Genomic DNA, 15,163 nt, shown 5'->3' with positions numbered 1-15,163 from the left:
ATCCTACGACGCAGGATCTGCCATGCTCGCCGGAAACAGTAGCCTGAAGACCGTGGTTCCCCCGACTTCGGATTCCACCTCAACGTGCCCATGGTGCAAGTCCATGATGGACTTCACGATGGCCAGGCCTATGCCCGCCGACTCTCCCGAGTTGGTACGGGCGGGATCGCCGCGAAAGAAGCGATCGAACAGCCTGGGCAGGTGTTCCGGCGCGATGCCGGCCCCGGGGTTGCGCACTTCGATACTGCTGCCTGCGGGACCTGTGCGCGCCGCCATCACCACCGTTTGCCCGGCGGGCGTGTAGCGGATGGCATTGGCCACCAGGTTGCTGACCGCGCGCCGCAGCAGCAGCGGATCGGCCAGCACGGCGCCCCCGCCATCCACCGCGATCGCCACCCCGCTCGCCTCCGCCAGTCCCTCGAAATAGTCGGATAGCGCGCCCAGCTCGCGCGCCAGGTCCAGGCGCGCCGGATTGACCGCCACGCGGGCGTTCTCAGCCCGCGCGAGGAACAACATGTTCTCGATCATGCGGGCGAGCCGTTCGTATTCCTCGATATTGGACGCCAGCAGCGCCTGGTATTCGTCGGCGCTGCGCTCGCTCGACAGCGCTACCTGGCTCTGCCCGAGCAGGTTGCCGATGGGCGTGCGGAAGTCGTGCGCCAGGTCCGCGGAAAACTGGGAAAGACGTTCGAACCCATCGCGCAACCGGTCCATCATCTGTTGCAGGGCCGCAGCCAGTTCCGCCAGTTCGGGCGGCAGCTGCGCCGGGTCGATCGGCAGTTCGAGCCGCCGCACCGTGACCGACGATGCCCCGGCGGCGATGCGCCGCAGCGGCGCCATGCCGGCGCGTAGCACCAGGTAGCCAAACCCGGCCACGCCCAGCGTGCCCAGCAGTCCCGTCAGCAGCAGTTTCGCGCGGTATGCGCGCAGCAACGTGGTGCGGGAGATGGCGGTCTGGTAGAGCGTGAAGGTCAGCGTTTGCGGGGTGGTGGTGGAGGTGGAAGTGGAGGTGGCGCCCGCGCCGGGCCCGATGGGGACCAACACCTGCACGCCGTGCACCGGGTAGCCCTGCTGCGTGGTCCAGGCGCGGATCGCTTCGAATCCGAGCTGCGCATCGGGTGCCACCGGCGCCACCGGCTGCACGGCGGGCAGCCCTTCTCCGGCATTGGCGGCAAGCAGCACGGCGCCGCCGGGGGCGCGCACCACCAGCGCATACTCGTCGTTGCCGGACACCACGCCGGCCACTTCCCGCCAGTCGCTGTTGGGCTGGGCACCCTGCTCCATCAGCTCGGTGCGCGCGCGCGCCGCCTTGCGCAGCAGTTCCGCATCGTCGCGCTCTATCACCTGCGTGGCCAGCGCGCCGTACAGGTAAGCGCCCGCGCCGCCGAACACGATCGCGGCAACCAGGCCAAAGGCGAGCGCCAGGCGGGCAGTGAGCGAGAGCCTGCGCATCAGGTTTCCCGGCACTCCAGCACATAGCCCATGCCGCGCACGGTGTGGATCAGCTTAGGCTGGAAATCGTCGTCCATCTTGGCGCGCAGGCGGCGCACCGCCACATCCACCACATTGGTATCGCTATCGAAATTCATGTCCCAGACATGGGAGGCGATCTGTGTGCGGCTCAGCACCTCGGTGTGCCGGCGCGCCAGGAAATGCAGCAGGGAAAACTCGCGCGGCGTCAGCTCGATGCGCCGGCCGGCGCGCGTCACGCGGTGGCGGATCAGGTCGATCTCCAGGTCTTCGATCTCGATGCGGTCGGCCTCGCGCACCGGGCCGCGCCGCAGCAAGGTGCGCACCCGCGCCAGCAGCTCGACAAAGGCGAAGGGCTTGGCGAGATAGTCGTCGCCGCCCAGCTCCAGCCCGCGCACACGGTCCTCCACTTCATCGCGCGCGGTCAGGAACAGCACCGGCGTGTCCTTGTGCTCGCGCAGCTGCTTGAGCACATCCCAGCCGTTCATGCCGGGCAGCATCACGTCGAGGATGACCAGGTCGTACGCCGCGTCCAGCGCCTGGTGCAGGCCATCGGCGCCGGTCACCGCCAGGTCGACCACGAAGGACGATTCGGTCAGCCCCTTGCGCAGGTACTCGCCAGTCTTGGGTTCGTCCTCCACCACCAGAATTCTCATGTCTGCCCTCGCCTAGCCAGTGCCGGCAAGGCGCGCTCCGGGCGCCCTGCATGCTCGGATGATAGCCGTTGGCGCGGCGCGCCTGAATGACAAATCTGTAATCGATTCGACGGCGTTACCGGCGGCCCTGGCTTCCTGGAATGCGGCCATCGATCACTGCGGCCAACGTAAAAAAGCGGCCCTAGCGGCACTAGGGGCACTAGCGGTGCATGACGGGAATGTAATGAGATGGTCAGGTCGAGGTCACCGTGCAAAACCAATACTGGTTTCAGCCTTTCATTATCTCGATGAAAGCGCGACGGCCCCAGCGACACCGGGGCATTCCAACTGAAAGAGGTAACGCATCATGAAAGCCATCGTTCGCACTGTCTTGCTGTCCTGCGCCCTGGCAGCGCCGGCCCTGTCCTTCGCGCAAAGCGAGCAGGCACCCCTCACCCGCGCCGAAGTCCGCGCCGATCTGATCCGGCTGGAACAGGCCGGCTACCAGCCGAGCCGTGGCGACGACGCGACCTATCCCAAGGACATTCAAGCGGCCGAAGCCAAGGTGGCAGCGGAAGATGCCGCAGCAGCGAAGGGGGCCGCGGCAAGCACGCCGCCGCAGGCTGAAGGCCAGTCTCAGGCCAGCGCCAGCATGCAACCGCGGATCGATGCCGTGCGCAGCCCCTTCTACTACGGCGCATGACGCATCAACGCCGCTGCACGCTACCCGTTCCGGGCGTGAATCGCGCATCTGCAACGCGGTATTCGCCATGCGAAACACAAGTGGCAGCGGCGTCAAAGCTTGCTACGGCCATGTATTGCCATACCGGTGCTCTCGCACCGCGTCGCAAGTCCGGCTTCAAACTCTTCTGCCCCCCCTATCGAAACCGGCTGCTTGTGCGGCCGCGCCACAAGCGCCTGTCCAATGCCGCCCCTACCCAACAATCGACAATACGGACTTCCCAATTTGCTGCCGTTGCTCGATCCGCATGCGCCCCCCCGCCTGCGATGAGGTGGGCGACGCAGCGAGGTGCGTTTATGAATCTGCCTGCGGCAGTAAAATGCGGACTACTAAATGGCTTTGGAGTGCCATCAAATGCGCATGCTCTCGGTTCTGACTTGTGCTTTGTTCTCGATGTCAGCCGTGGCTGGCGGACTGGAGGTCGGTGAGCCGGTCCCGGCTTTCGATATCAAGCTCACCAACGGTCACCACGTCACGCCGGCCGTTGCGGCTGGCCGAGTTACGATCATCAACTTCTGGGCGACCTGGTGCGCGCCATGCCGTAAAGAAATGCCGGCGCTTGAGGAGTTCTATCGAAAATATCACGCGCAAGGCGTGGATGTGATTGCCGTGAGCATCGACAAGGCCAGCGACCAGGCAGAAGCACAGACGGTGATGAAGTCCTACACCTTCCCGCTGGCCTTCGTCGGCGACGCCGACGTAAAGGGCTTCGGGCGCCTGTGGCGCATCCCGGTGACATTCGTGGTCGACCAGCACGGCATTCTGCGCAGGGACGGCTGGCATGCAGAGCCCACCGTCGACCTGGAATTGCTGGAGAAGCAGGTCGTACCGCTGCTCAGGCCGTAGGCCGTCGGATCGCCGGCCGGGCCCCGTGGCCCCGGCCGGCCTGGCAGGATCAGCAGGATCAGAAGACGTAGCGGGTGCCGATCGTCCCCGTCCAGCGCGGGGCGAGTTGCAGCCCGTTGACACGCTGGTAGATCGGCAACTGGATAAAGGCGTAGAGCTTGACCTGCTTGCTCAGGCTCACCGTGGCGCCCGGGCTCAGGTACACCAGCGTGCCGCCGCTGTTCGCCGTGTCCGCATTGTCGCCAAGGTCGCGCTTGGCCACCCGCGTGTTGACCTGCAACTGGGGAGTGACGGCCTCGAAGTGCACGTATCGCACCCCGGCGTTCACCGATAGGGACATACCCGGCTTGTACTGCTCCCGATAATCAAGCGGCAGCTGCACCATCGCCTGGGCGAAACCGTCGAAATCCTGGCTGATCGGGCTGTAGTAGTAGACACCCGCCATCAGGTCGGTGGTGCCGGTGCCGAATTGCAGGCCGCGGTCGAGCGGGGTGCCGGCCGATGGCCCCGAATTGAAATTCTGGTGGAACCCGCCGGTTGGCAGCTTGACGCCGAGCTGAAGGCCAAAGTTCTTGGTCTCCAGAAGCCCCTGGTAGCGGCCGATCACGCGGACATCGCCCAGCCCGTTGCCGGACGAGCCCGACACATCGGTGTCTCCAGGCGAGATTGTGGAGTGGGTCCGGCTCACATAGGGCACCTGGACGTTGACGCCCCAGTCCGAGTTGAAGCTGTAGTCAATGCCGAGCGTGGTGTAGCGGTTGATTGTGCCTTGCTCGAGCTCACGGTCGTTCGGGATGGGATAGGCCGCGCGGTTAACCGCGCCCGTGCCCGATCGCAACTGGGATTGGTTCAGGTAGTCATAGCGCAGGTCGAGGCGCAGACCGGAGTCGGAATAGAACCCCTGGCTGTCCCAATCAGAACTCAGGGTGCAGCCGCAGCTTGCGCACGCGAACGCAAATGCGGGACATAGCAAGGCGGCACCTGCGGTGCCGGCGCGAAGGATCGGATTCATGGTGTTCTGGGCAATACGGGGGCGAACCGGTAATTCGCCCGTGGCATGGGCGCGCGCTGTGTGGAGCGCGCGGGTGGTCAGGCAAAGCCACTCATGCCAAGGGCGGCGCTCGGGCCGTCGCGCGAAGAACTCCCGGGGGCCGATAAGCATTCCGCTGTAACACTGGCCGCGCGAAGCCAAGCTGTCTGAGGTGAGGCAGAAAGGCAAACGGTACGTGCGGTATCGCATTGGTGTTGCCGAGATCCGCGCAGACCAGGCAGCACAGGGAATCGCTGAGGCTCTCGTGGCCGCCGGGGGCGTCCTTATTCGGGGACGTTTGATCGTCTATGGAGACGACGGGGATCCCGCCTGCACTGCAGATCGTGTGATCGATCACTCCCTCGGCGGATTGCCCGTGGGCCATCATCGGCCATGGCGTGTGCAGCGCCATGCCGAGCAACGCGAGCCACAAGACAATCCGATGTGCGAATGACATTTGGTGCCGAGAAAATGGGTGGCTGATTATAGGGACGCGCGGCTGCCAAGGCCGCCCCTTTCAGTTTCATTCGGTTCGATACGGGTGGGACACAGCGTCGCACCTAGCGACGCCGGGGCCGGTATGTGCGCCCGCCGGTAACTCAAATCTCCCGTGGCCTTTGTCATTTTGAGCCTACGCCGGGATTTCTCTGCACTTTGTACGCTACGCCACTATCCCAACGCGCTCGGGATGGCGCCCGCCGGCCCTTATCAGAATTTATACTTGCCCCGCGTGCAGCGCGCGACCGCTGCCCGGGCAGAACATCATCGTGTTGACGGCGCGCGCATCTGCCAAGTGCTGAAGTCGCTCACCGACACGAGAAGCAACCCGCCGGCGCGAGGTTTCCCAAGGCATTGGGCCAGGAGCAACATGATGAAGTAGGATCAGTGCGGGGCACGTGTATTTGAGCGAGTACAATCGGCGCGCTCGCGCTTGGGCGGAGTGACAATCCCAAACAAAAACCCCAGATAGCCTTGGCCGGCGTCAAAAAAGTGAACTTCAAGTCCCCCAATCTTTTCGTGGCCAGCAGCGTCGCGCTTGCTGTTGCCATCGCCGCCATCGGAGGCTGTGCGCTCTTTGAAATGCGTCAGGACGCGTTTGCACGCGCACAAGAGGGGGCCGCCAATCTCTCGCTGATCCTGGAGCACGATATCGCCCGCAATCTGGAAATCTATGAGCTGTCGATGCACTCGGTGATCGACGGCGTCAAGGATCCCGAGATTCTCCGGTTGCCTCCCGCCATCCGCCAGCTAGTGTTGTTTGACCGCTCCACGACCGCAACGGACGTGGGCTCCCTGCTGGTGACGGACGAGCAAGGCCAACTCGTGCTCGACTCCCGCTCGACCCCTGCGCGTCCCGTCAATCTCGCTGACCGGGATTACTTCAAGGTGCATCGCGATTCGGCCACTGCAGGGCTGTATCTCAGCCAGCCGTTCCAGCCTCGCATGACGGACGGTGGCCAGTCGATCGGCCTTAGCCGAAGGTTGTCGCACGCCGACGGCAGCTTTGCCGGCATCGTCGTCGGCACGCTGCGCATCCACTATTTCAGGCGGCTCTTCGAGGGGACGAAGCTTGGCCCGGGGGGCACCATCACGCTGCTGCGGGACGATGGCATCGTTCTCATGCGCCGCCCGGACAACCCAGGCACCATTGGGCAGAGCATTGCCAGCAGCCCGTCCTTCGCTCCGCTTACTCAAGCCTCGCAAGGATCCTATGTCGGCATTGCCGCACTGGATGGCACTGAACGGCTATATGACTTCCGCCACATTACCGGCTTCCCGCTGATGGTTGTCGTTGGCCTGTCGACTGACGACGTTTACGCGGAATGGCGCAAAAGGGCGTGGCTGCTTGGCGGGCTGATCCTCGCCCTCGACATCATGCTCATCGCCCTCTCGGTGCTGATTGCCCAGCAGTTCAGACGCCGGCTGGCGATGGAAGAACATCTGCGGCTCATGGTCAACACGGACGGCCTGACCGGTGTCGGCAGCCGGCGCGCCCTGGATGAAGCCGCCGACATCGAATGGCGCCGGGCATGGCGCAACCAGCAAACCTTGTCCCTGCTCATGATCGATGTCGATCATTTCAAGAGCTTCAACGACCGCTACGGGCACGCGGGCGGCGACGACGCGCTGGCCGCGGTCGCCCGCTGCATTGCCGACAATATCCGCAGGCCTGGCGACTATGCCGCCCGCTATGGCGGCGAGGAATTCGCCGTGCTGCTGCCCAACACAGGCGTGGAAGGTGCCATCGCCGTGGCCGAGAAGATTCGCTCGGCAGTCGAGAGCTTGGCGATCCCAAATGCGGGGAGCGCCAACCAGGTACTCACAGTCAGCATCGGTGTGGCTATCGCAGAGGGCCGCGCACGTTTCGCAAGCCTGCGGGTCTTCTTCAATGCAAGTGACGAAGCGCTATACGAGGCGAAGGCGTCCGGGCGCAACCGGGTGGCCATCGCCGCGGACGAAGGGCAAAGGAGCCAGGCCCAAAGCGTGGCCCAGGCGGGCTAGAGGCAACCCGCCCCTTCAGTGCGCTTGTTGCAGCCGGCGCAGCAAGCGCCGCCCGGCATCGACCACGCCCGGATCGGCTGTCATCTGGTACCGCACGATCATGCCTTCCACGCAAAGCATCGCCTCTTCAGCGATGGCCTCGGGCTCCGGCAGGCCAAGCCGCCTGGCCAGCGAACCGATAAAGGCCGCCAGCTCCGCCTTGTGTGCCACGGATTGCGCCACCTGGGTGCCCTCGCCGGAGGCGCCCGCCTCCGCCACCGCATTGATAAACGCGCAGCCACGAAAATCCCCGCCGGTGAACCAGTCGGCCAGCGCGTCCGCGATCACCTCCAAGCCAGGGCCGGCGGTGAAACGCGCTTCCACGTCCTGCTCGAACCAGCCCATCCAGCTCTCGTGGCGCCGGTCGAGGAAGGCCGCGATCAACTCGTTCTTGGACGCGAAATGCCGGTACAAGGACATCTTGGCCACGCCGGACTCGGCGATGATCTTGTCGATGCCGGTCGCGCGCAGCCCATCCTGGTAGAACAGGCGGGCCGCGGTATCCAGGATGCGCTCGCGGGCGGAAGGCGTGGCCATGGCTGAAGTGTTCCTTGCTGCGAAAAGTGGGGGGATTATCCCTGATCGGGCCGAGTGGCTTAAAGGCCTAGATCGCTCAGGCTGGCGTGATCGTCCGGCCGGCGCCCCAGGGGCCAGAAGAATTTGCGGTCGGCCTCCTTGATCGGTGCATCGTTGATGCACGCAAAGCGGCGCTGCATCAGGCCGGCCTCGTTGAACTCCCAGTTCTCGTTGCCGTAGGAGCGATACCAGTTACCCGAATCGTCATGCCACTCGTACGCGAACCGCACCGCGATGCGGTTGTCTTCGAAGGCCCACAGTTCCTTGATCAGGCGATAGTCCAGCTCCTTTTGCCACTTGCGCGCCAGAAAGCCGACGATGGCCTCGCGCCCGTTCACGAACTCCGCGCGGTTGCGCCAGGCGCTGTCGACGGTGTAGGCCAGCGCCACGCGCTCGGGGTCGCGGCTGTTCCAGCCATCTTCGGCGCCGCGCACCTTCTGGATGGCGGTTTCACGGGTGAACGGGGGCACGGGCGGACGGATTTCGGGGTTGGACGACATCGACTTCTCCTGGCTGCGACAGAACGGGATTCAAAAGGGTGGCCTGTAGCGCGTTTGGCAAACAGCAAATGATACAGATCTGTCTGCATTATTTTCGTAGACAGATCTGTCTGTCAAGGCGAAATTTGCAGGTATGAAAAAGCCGGCAATCTGCCGGCCTGGAATCCCTCAACAGCGCCCAGCAAGCGCTCAGCGCGGGCGCCGCATGCGGAACAGCGCCTCGGGCCCGATCTCGAAGTAGTCGGCCGGGCCGCCGCCGCGCAGGATCGGCCGGGCTGCGGCTGTGTCATAGATGCCGTCCTTCAGGAGCGCCTTGTCCACATGCACGCCGACCACCTCGCCCAGCACCAGCCAGGTCGGCACCTTGTGGCCATCGACGCCTTCGAGCTGGACCAGCTGGGTGAGCTTGCATTCGAACGAGACCGGGCTTTGCGCCACGCGCGGCACCGCGACCCTGCGCGAGGCCACCGGGGTGAGCCCGGCTAGCTCGAACTCGTCGACCTCCGGCGGCACGGCCGCGCAGCTCGCGTTCATGGCGTCGGCCAGCGGCCGCGTGGCCAGGTTCCAGCAGAACTCACGGGTCTGCTCGATATTGCGCACGCTGTCCTTGTAGCCAATGCTGGAAAAACCCACGATGGGCGGCGTGTAGTTGAAGGCGTTGAAGAAGCTATAGGGCGCGAGATTGACTATCCCGTCGCTGCCGCGCGAGGAGATCCAGCCGATCGGGCGCGGCCCGACGATGGCGTTGAAGGGATCATGCGGCAGGCCATGCCCGTTGGCGGGCTCGTAGAAATAGGGTTCGGCGGACACGTTGCAGACACTCGGCAAGAGAGCGTTGAAGACCGGGGGCGGCTGCTTATTGCAAGCGTTTTTGCGCGCTTGCCGCCCCCTCCATACGGAGTCGTCGGGTAGGCACACAGCCGGCCCGGACAAGCTGTTTGCGATGCTACCAGTTGTCACCCGGACGCGTTCGCCGCCCCGTTATCGCGTACCCGAACCAGCGGCGGATTCGTCATAGGATTCCTGCGCCAGCAGCACCAGGTCGGCGATGGCCTTGCCGCCCGCCGAGATGTGCGCGCGCATCGCCGCGGCAGCCGCGTCCCCGTTGCCGTCGAGCACGGCTGCCACGATCACGCCGTGTTCCTGGAAGGAACCCGGCACGCGAGCAGGATTGATCAGCCCGCGATGGCGCCAGTAGATCGACAGGCGCCGGCGCAGCATGCGGATCTGATCAGCCAGGTATGGGTTGGCGCAGGCGTGGTAGAGCACATCGTGGAAGTCGCGATTGGATGCCACATAGCCAGGGTGGTCGCCCGCCTCCACATAGGCCCGCCCGTGCTCGAATGCCGACGCCAGCGCCGCCCTGCCGGGCTCGCTGATGCGCTGCGTGGCCAGCCGTGCCACCACGCCCTCCATCTCAGCCAGCGTTTCGAACATCGCCACCAGCTCGGCCACGCTCGCCTTGTGCACGAAGATCCCGGCGCGCGGGGCAATCGTCACCAGCCCTTGGGCCGCCAGCGTCAGCAAGGCTTCGCGCACCGGCGTGCGGGAACTGTCGAACTGCTCCGCCAGCGCGCGCTCGTCCAGCTGCGAACCCGGCTTCAGCTTGCCGGCGTGGATCTCTTCCTCAATGGCCTCCCGGATCCTGTCCTGGAGCGATTGCACGGGTAAACCTCGATTTGACGACTCTTTGGGCATATCTAAAATCAATTTCAATATATCTAAACATCAATCTTATATGCAAAAACAAGGCGAACCCCGGCTCAGTATCGATAAAAACGTCGCAACGATCACTTTCGAGCGACCCGAGATGGCTAATCGGCTCAGTCCGCATGATTTGCAGGTACTGCGCGAGCATATCAACTCTGTCAACGCGATGGAGGACGTTTTGGTGCTGCGCTTCACCGGCGCCGGCAAGTACTTCTGCAGCGGCTACGACATCAGCTCGCTCGGCAACGCGGATACCGCGGGGGCGCCGGAGTTTGGCGAACTGATCGACCTGATCGAAGCCGCGCGCCCCATCACCATCGCGGCGGTCAACGGCGGCGTGTATGGCGGCGCCACGGACCTCTGCCTGGCCTGCGACTTCCGCGTGGGCGTGCCTCACTGCGACATGTTCATGCCGGCAGCAAGGCTCGGGCTGCATTTCTACCGGGGCGGGCTGGAACGCTATGTGAGCCGGCTGGGCGTGGATACGGCCAAGCGGCTTTTCCTGACGGCCGCCCGGCTCGATGCCGACGAGATGCTGAAGGTGGGCTTCCTGACCGAGATCGTCACCGCCGACGCGCTGGCGCCGCGGGTGGAAGCGCTTAGCGCCACGCTCGCGGGCATGGCGCCGATTGCCCTGCTGGGCATGAAACAAGCGCTGAACCAGATCGCGCGCGGCGCGCTGGACACGGCCGCGCTGGAACGCGAGATCGCGCGAGCCGGAGCATCGGCGGATCTGCGCGAAGGCGCCGCGGCGTGGCGCGAGAAACGCCCTGCGGTATTCACCGGCAGGTAAGTACGGCAGAGCCGGCGCGGCAGCACATAGAACGCAAAAACAAAACCTGGAGACAACGATGATCAAGCGGCACCCAACCCTGCTGTTCCTGCTCGCGTCAGCATCCACGCTGGCCGGCCCCGCGCTGGCGACGGACGCCTTCCCGATCAAGCCGATCCGCGTGGTGATCGGCTTCCCCGCCGGCGGCGGCGCCGACAATGTCGCGCGGCTGTATGGCGACGCGCTGTCGAAGGAACTCGGGCAGCCCGTCATCGTGGACAACAAGCCCGGCGCCGGCACCACCATTGCCGCCGACACCGTGGCCAAGGCGCCGGCCGATGGCTACACGCTGTATATCGCCACCGCCAGCGTGATGGGCAGCGACAAGGTGCTCTACAAGAACATCCGCTACGAGCCCACGGACTTTGCGCCCATTACGCGGCTGACCGTCTCGCCGCTGCTGCTCGCGGCCAACAAGGAATCCGGCATCACCAGCGTCGCCAGCCTGCTGGCAAAAGCCCGCCAGCATCCCGGCGCGCTCAATTACTCGTCCTCCGGCAACGGCGTGATCACGCACCTGGCTGGTGTGCAGTTCACCAAGCTGGCCGACGTGCAGCTCACCCACGTGCCCTACAAGGGAGGCGCGCCGTCCGCGCAGGCGGTGGCCGCCGGCGACGCGCAGCTCACCTTTGCCACGCCGGCTTCCGTGCAGGCCATGATCGATACCGGCAAGGTGGTCGGCATTGCTGTCACCTCCGCCAAGCGCTCGTCGGTGCTGCCGAACTATCCGACCATCGCCGAAGCCGGCATCAAGGGCTACGACGTAACCAACTGGTATGGGCTGTTTGCCCCGGCGCAAACGCCACCGGCCGTGATCGAGAAGCTCTTTGCCGCATCGGCCAAGGCCCTCGCCAGGCCGGACCTGCGGGCCCGGCTGGCGAGCCGCGGCGAGGAAGTCTCGCCGTCGGCGTCGCCCGCGGAATTCAAGCAGTTTGCGCAACGTGAAGGCAAGACGGTCACGGAGCTGACCCTGAGCAGCGGCGCCAAGATCGACTGAGCCACGGCGCGCGCTGCCCTCTCACCCGCTGTATCCGGGCTCGCCCGGTCCCGAATGATTTAGAGGATTTCCATGAATCGCATTGCCGCAGACCTCCCGCTCGCGGGCCTTACCGTGGTGGACCTGACCCGTGTGCTCGCCGGCCCCTACTGCACCATGATGCTGGCCGACCTTGGCGCGCGCGTGATCAAGATCGAGAACCCCGAAGGCGGTGACGACTCCCGGCACGTGGGCCCCTTCGTGGATGGGGAGTCGGCGTACTTCGCCTCCGTCAACCGCAACAAGGAATCCATCGCGCTGGACCTGAAATCCCCGCGCGACCGCGAAGTGCTGGCGGCGATGATCGCGGGCGCGGACGTGCTGGTGGAGAACTTCCGCGCCGGCGTGATGGAAAAGCTCGGCTTTACCTGGGAGGCCCTGCACGCGGCCAACCCGCGCCTGGTCTATGCGTCGATCTCCGGCTTTGGCCAGACCGGCCCTTACCGAGACCGGCCCGCCTACGACATGGTGGTGCAGGCCATGGGCGGGCTGATGAGCGTGACCGGCCAGACCGGCGGCGCCCCGGTGCGGGTCGGCGTGTCCATCGGCGACCTGGGCGCCGGGCTGTACGCCGCCATCGGCATCCAGTCCGCGCTGCTCAAGCGCAGCCGCACCGGGCTGGGCGAGCGCGTCGATATCGGCATGCTCGACTGCCAGGTCGCGCTGCTGGAGAACGCCATCGCGCGGCACTCCGCCACGGGCGCGGTGCCAGCGCCGCTGGGCACGCGCCATCCCTCCATCACGCCGTTCGATATGTTCAAGACCGCCGACGGCTTTATCGTCATCGCGGCGGGCAACGACACCCTGTTCCAGAAACTCTGCGCCGCGCTCGGCCAGCCGGACCTGGCAGCCGACCCGCGCTTTGCCACCGTGGTGGCGCGCAACCAGCATCACGCCGAGCTCAAGGCAAGCCTGGAAGCGCGCCTGGCCGACGCGGACAGTGCCGCGTGGTCAGACACGCTGGAGCGTGCGGGCGTGCCGCACGGCCCGCTGCAAAGCGTGGCCGACATCGTCGAGGACCCGCACGTGCAAGCGCGCGGCATGCTGCTGCAAGCCAGCATCGGCGAGGGCCGCCCGATCACCCTGGCCGGCAATCCGATCAAGATCGGCAACCAGGCAGGCGCGAGCAGCTTCCAGCGCTCCCCAAGGCTGGACGAGCATCGCGCGCGGCTGCTGGAGGAGTTCGGCCAGCACGCCAGTGTTGGCTAACGTTGACTGAAGCAGGCCCAAGCATGCCGCCGGCAGGCAAGACCGGTTAAGCTTGCCCCACCGCAACCACGCCGCTTGCCATGACCAAGCCGACTACGGAGCAGAGCGGACCCGACGCGGCGCTGGCCGCTGAGCCGCATACCGGGCTGGAAGCCGGACTGACGGCGGCCATCGCGCAGCTGAACCAGGGCAACATCGACGCGGCCGCCGGTTATGCGGCCACGCTGATGGGGCGCTATCCGGCGCATCCCGCCGTTTGCCAGCTGAGCGCGCAGATTGCCCTGCAGCGCGGCGATGCCGCGTTGGCGCGGCGCCATATCGCGCAGGGACTCGCACTGCGCCCGGACCACCTGCCCTCGCTCCTGATAGCCGGCCGGGCGGCGCTGGCCGATGGCGCGCCGGCAGAGGCGCTGCCGCATCTGCTGCGCGCCTGCGCGCTCAGCGGCAATGCCTTGGAGCCAAGCTATCTCGCCTGCGTCGCCAGGTTGCGCAGCGGCACACCCGATGCCGTGGCGGAACTGGGCCTGCTGATCCAGCGAGCACCGGGTTTTGCACCGGCGTGGATCGAACTGGCGCAGACGATGCGCGAAGGCGGCGAACAGCAAGCCGCGCTGGCGGCGCTGGACCGCGCCATTGCGCTGGACGGCAACATCGCGCGCGCGCATTTCCAGCGGGGCAAAGTGCTGCATGCGCTCGGGCGCAAGGCCGAGGCCGCCGGCGCCTTCGGCGGGGCCGTGGCGCTGGAGCCGCGCAGCCGGGAGGCGCGCCTGAACCTGGCCATCGCGCAGCAGGAGCTGCGCGACCTGCCCGCCGCGCAAGCCACGCTGGAAGCCCTGCTCGGCGCGCATCCGCAGGACTACGACGGCTGGATCCAGCTCGGACTGGTGCGGCAAGACCGGCGCGACCTGCGGGGCGCGCAGGCCGCCTTGCGCAGTGCGCTGGCCTGCCGTCCGGACGCCGCGCCGGCGGCGGTCAACCTCGGCATCGTGCTGCAGGAAGACGGCCAGCCCGACGCGGCCCTTGCCGCCTATGCCCACGCCTACCGCGTTGCGCCAGACACCTTCGGCCGCATCGCGCAAGCGCTGTGCTCGGGACCGCACGGCCGGCTATGGGCCGACCTCGGCGCCCTGCGCGCCCTGCTGGCCAGCCGCGGCAGCCTCGGCAGCCTCGGCAGCAATCAGGACTGACCACCCCGCTCGCGCGGCGCGCGAAAGCGCTTGCGATACACGCCGGGCGTGGTCAGCACCTCCGCCGCCAGCTTCTCGTAGCGTCCGGCCCCCTCTGCGTCGATCGTGCCGAAGGACAGCTCGAACTCCGTTCGCGGCACCGGGCAGCACTGCGCAACTGGCGTGCCTTTGGCCAGGACGCCGTCGAACTCCGCATCGGTCCATAGCGCCGGGAAATTGATGCCCACGTCATGGAAGCGGTCCGCGTCGACCAGCCCGCTCAGCGTGCGGAACGGCAGATCCCAGCGGTTGGCCGGATGCATCGCCAGCAGCGACCAGCCCGGCGGCAGCTCGATGGTCCAGAAGCTGTTGAATTTCAGGGCAACGGTATCCGAATGCAGTAGCGTGCCGCCCAGTTGCTCCGGCACGTGAAAGCTCAGCGGCGCGCGCGGATGGCCGTCGATGCCCGGCTCTGGCAAGTCCCAATCCCAGGAGAACACGCCCCGCTCCACGCGCACATCGCATGGCAGCAGGATCACAAAGCCGTGGGTCATGGCATCGATGAACGGCGGGCATTGCTTGATGGTGCGGATGTCCCGGCCGTGCAGGGGCGAGAACGCCTTGGGGCGCATCGCCCGCACCCAGTCCGGCAGCGCCTGCTGGGCAGGCTGCGGGCGCGGCAGGCATTCCTGCAACAGCGGATCGCAACGAAAAGTTACTTGCATGGCGTAGCCAGGTGGAGGCGGTTGATGGGCCGGAGCGGCCATGCAGTGTAGGGGCGAAGAGACGAATACGTCTAGTTGCCGCGCCCGCCGGCGGAACCCTTACCAAATGTCCGGGCAGTCGTGACAAATCGGGCGGCGTTCACAC

At 66.0% G+C, this 15,163-nt stretch carries 16 protein-coding genes; 7 read left to right on the top strand and 9 right to left on the bottom strand.

What is annotated here, in order from left to right; genetic code table 11:
- Nucleotides 1-3 precede the first annotated feature (3 nt).
- Both ACYP5B_RS41990 and ACYP5B_RS41985 read right to left on the bottom strand, forming a co-directional pair.
- Entirely contained in the window at nucleotides 4-1,452 is a 1,449-nt protein-coding gene (locus ACYP5B_RS41990; protein ID WP_400095021.1) for a heavy metal sensor histidine kinase, read from the bottom strand.
- Complete coding sequence (locus ACYP5B_RS41985; protein ID WP_400095019.1) at nucleotides 1,452-2,126, bottom strand: heavy metal response regulator transcription factor; 675 nt, start codon at nucleotides 2,124-2,126, stop codon at nucleotides 1,452-1,454. Before ACYP5B_RS41985 ends, ACYP5B_RS41990 begins: the two co-directional genes overlap by 1 nt.
- A 346-nt stretch (nucleotides 2,127-2,472) precedes the next feature.
- Here ACYP5B_RS41985 and ACYP5B_RS41980 point away from each other — a divergent pair, with 346 nt between their 5' ends.
- Nucleotides 2,473-2,808: a DUF4148 domain-containing protein gene (locus tag ACYP5B_RS41980; RefSeq protein WP_400095018.1), complete on the top strand. Its 336-nt coding sequence runs from the start codon at nucleotides 2,473-2,475 to the stop codon at nucleotides 2,806-2,808.
- 393 nt (nucleotides 2,809-3,201) lie between these two features.
- Nucleotides 3,202-3,693 carry a TlpA family protein disulfide reductase gene (locus ACYP5B_RS41975; RefSeq protein ID WP_400095016.1) on the top strand — a complete coding sequence of 164 codons (492 nt, stop codon included), beginning with the start codon at nucleotides 3,202-3,204 and terminating at the stop codon, nucleotides 3,691-3,693.
- A 58-nt stretch (nucleotides 3,694-3,751) separates the two neighbouring features.
- On the opposite strand, the gene ACYP5B_RS41970 is transcribed toward ACYP5B_RS41975, so the two are convergent.
- Both ACYP5B_RS41970 and ACYP5B_RS41965 read right to left on the bottom strand, forming a co-directional pair.
- Nucleotides 3,752-4,705, bottom strand: a complete 954-nt coding sequence (locus ACYP5B_RS41970; protein ID WP_400095014.1) for a TonB-dependent receptor — start codon at nucleotides 4,703-4,705, stop codon at nucleotides 3,752-3,754.
- A gap of 91 nt (nucleotides 4,706-4,796) precedes the next feature.
- Nucleotides 4,797-5,180: a DUF2946 family protein gene (locus ACYP5B_RS41965; protein WP_400095012.1), complete on the bottom strand. Its 384-nt coding sequence runs from the start codon at nucleotides 5,178-5,180 to the stop codon at nucleotides 4,797-4,799.
- 515 nt (nucleotides 5,181-5,695) lie between these two features.
- On the opposite strand from ACYP5B_RS41965, the gene ACYP5B_RS41960 reads away from it, so the two are divergent.
- The gene (locus ACYP5B_RS41960) at nucleotides 5,696-7,225 is read left to right on the top strand and encodes a sensor domain-containing diguanylate cyclase (RefSeq protein ID WP_400095010.1); all 1,530 of its coding nucleotides are present in this window, start codon (nucleotides 5,696-5,698) and stop codon (nucleotides 7,223-7,225) included.
- Between the two features lie 15 nt (nucleotides 7,226-7,240).
- On the opposite strand, the gene ACYP5B_RS41955 is transcribed toward ACYP5B_RS41960, so the two are convergent.
- From ACYP5B_RS41955 to ACYP5B_RS41940, 4 genes are all read right to left on the bottom strand, one after another.
- Nucleotides 7,241-7,801, bottom strand: a complete 561-nt coding sequence (locus tag ACYP5B_RS41955) for a TetR/AcrR family transcriptional regulator (protein ID WP_400095008.1) — start codon at nucleotides 7,799-7,801, stop codon at nucleotides 7,241-7,243.
- Between the two features lie 59 nt (nucleotides 7,802-7,860).
- Entirely contained in the window at nucleotides 7,861-8,340 is a 480-nt protein-coding gene (locus ACYP5B_RS41950) for a nuclear transport factor 2 family protein (RefSeq protein ID WP_400095006.1), read from the bottom strand.
- Between the two features lie 189 nt (nucleotides 8,341-8,529).
- The gene (locus ACYP5B_RS41945; RefSeq protein ID WP_318235965.1) at nucleotides 8,530-9,150 is read right to left on the bottom strand and encodes a flavin reductase family protein; all 621 of its coding nucleotides are present in this window, start codon (nucleotides 9,148-9,150) and stop codon (nucleotides 8,530-8,532) included.
- Nucleotides 9,151-9,321: 171 nt separating this feature from the next.
- Nucleotides 9,322-10,005 (bottom strand): GntR family transcriptional regulator, encoded by a 684-nt coding sequence (locus ACYP5B_RS41940; protein ID WP_400095004.1) that lies wholly within the window; start codon nucleotides 10,003-10,005, stop codon nucleotides 9,322-9,324.
- 73 nt (nucleotides 10,006-10,078) lie between these two features.
- Here ACYP5B_RS41940 and ACYP5B_RS41935 point away from each other — a divergent pair, with 73 nt between their 5' ends.
- The 4 genes from ACYP5B_RS41935 (at nucleotide 10,079) to ACYP5B_RS41920 (ending at nucleotide 14,314) form a co-directional block, all read left to right on the top strand.
- The gene (locus tag ACYP5B_RS41935) at nucleotides 10,079-10,843 is read left to right on the top strand and encodes an enoyl-CoA hydratase/isomerase family protein (RefSeq protein ID WP_400095079.1); all 765 of its coding nucleotides are present in this window, start codon (nucleotides 10,079-10,081) and stop codon (nucleotides 10,841-10,843) included.
- A 58-nt stretch (nucleotides 10,844-10,901) separates the two neighbouring features.
- Complete coding sequence (locus tag ACYP5B_RS41930) at nucleotides 10,902-11,879, top strand: Bug family tripartite tricarboxylate transporter substrate binding protein (RefSeq protein ID WP_400095002.1); 978 nt, start codon at nucleotides 10,902-10,904, stop codon at nucleotides 11,877-11,879.
- A 72-nt stretch (nucleotides 11,880-11,951) separates the two neighbouring features.
- Nucleotides 11,952-13,127, top strand: coding sequence for a CaiB/BaiF CoA transferase family protein (locus tag ACYP5B_RS41925; protein WP_400095001.1), 1,176 nt, complete (start codon nucleotides 11,952-11,954; stop codon nucleotides 13,125-13,127).
- A gap of 80 nt (nucleotides 13,128-13,207) precedes the next feature.
- The gene (locus tag ACYP5B_RS41920) at nucleotides 13,208-14,314 is read left to right on the top strand and encodes a tetratricopeptide repeat protein (RefSeq protein ID WP_400094999.1); all 1,107 of its coding nucleotides are present in this window, start codon (nucleotides 13,208-13,210) and stop codon (nucleotides 14,312-14,314) included.
- Here ACYP5B_RS41920 and ACYP5B_RS41915 read toward each other — a convergent pair.
- Nucleotides 14,305-15,018: a hypothetical protein gene (locus ACYP5B_RS41915; protein WP_400094997.1), complete on the bottom strand. Its 714-nt coding sequence runs from the start codon at nucleotides 15,016-15,018 to the stop codon at nucleotides 14,305-14,307. The two genes, ACYP5B_RS41920 and ACYP5B_RS41915, sit on opposite strands and share 10 nt — an antisense overlap.
- Between the last annotated feature and the right edge of the window lie 145 nt (nucleotides 15,019-15,163).

It is taken from the genome of Cupriavidus sp. 8B, from assembly GCF_054589115.1.
This window is presented reverse-complemented; position numbering and strand designations above follow the sequence as displayed.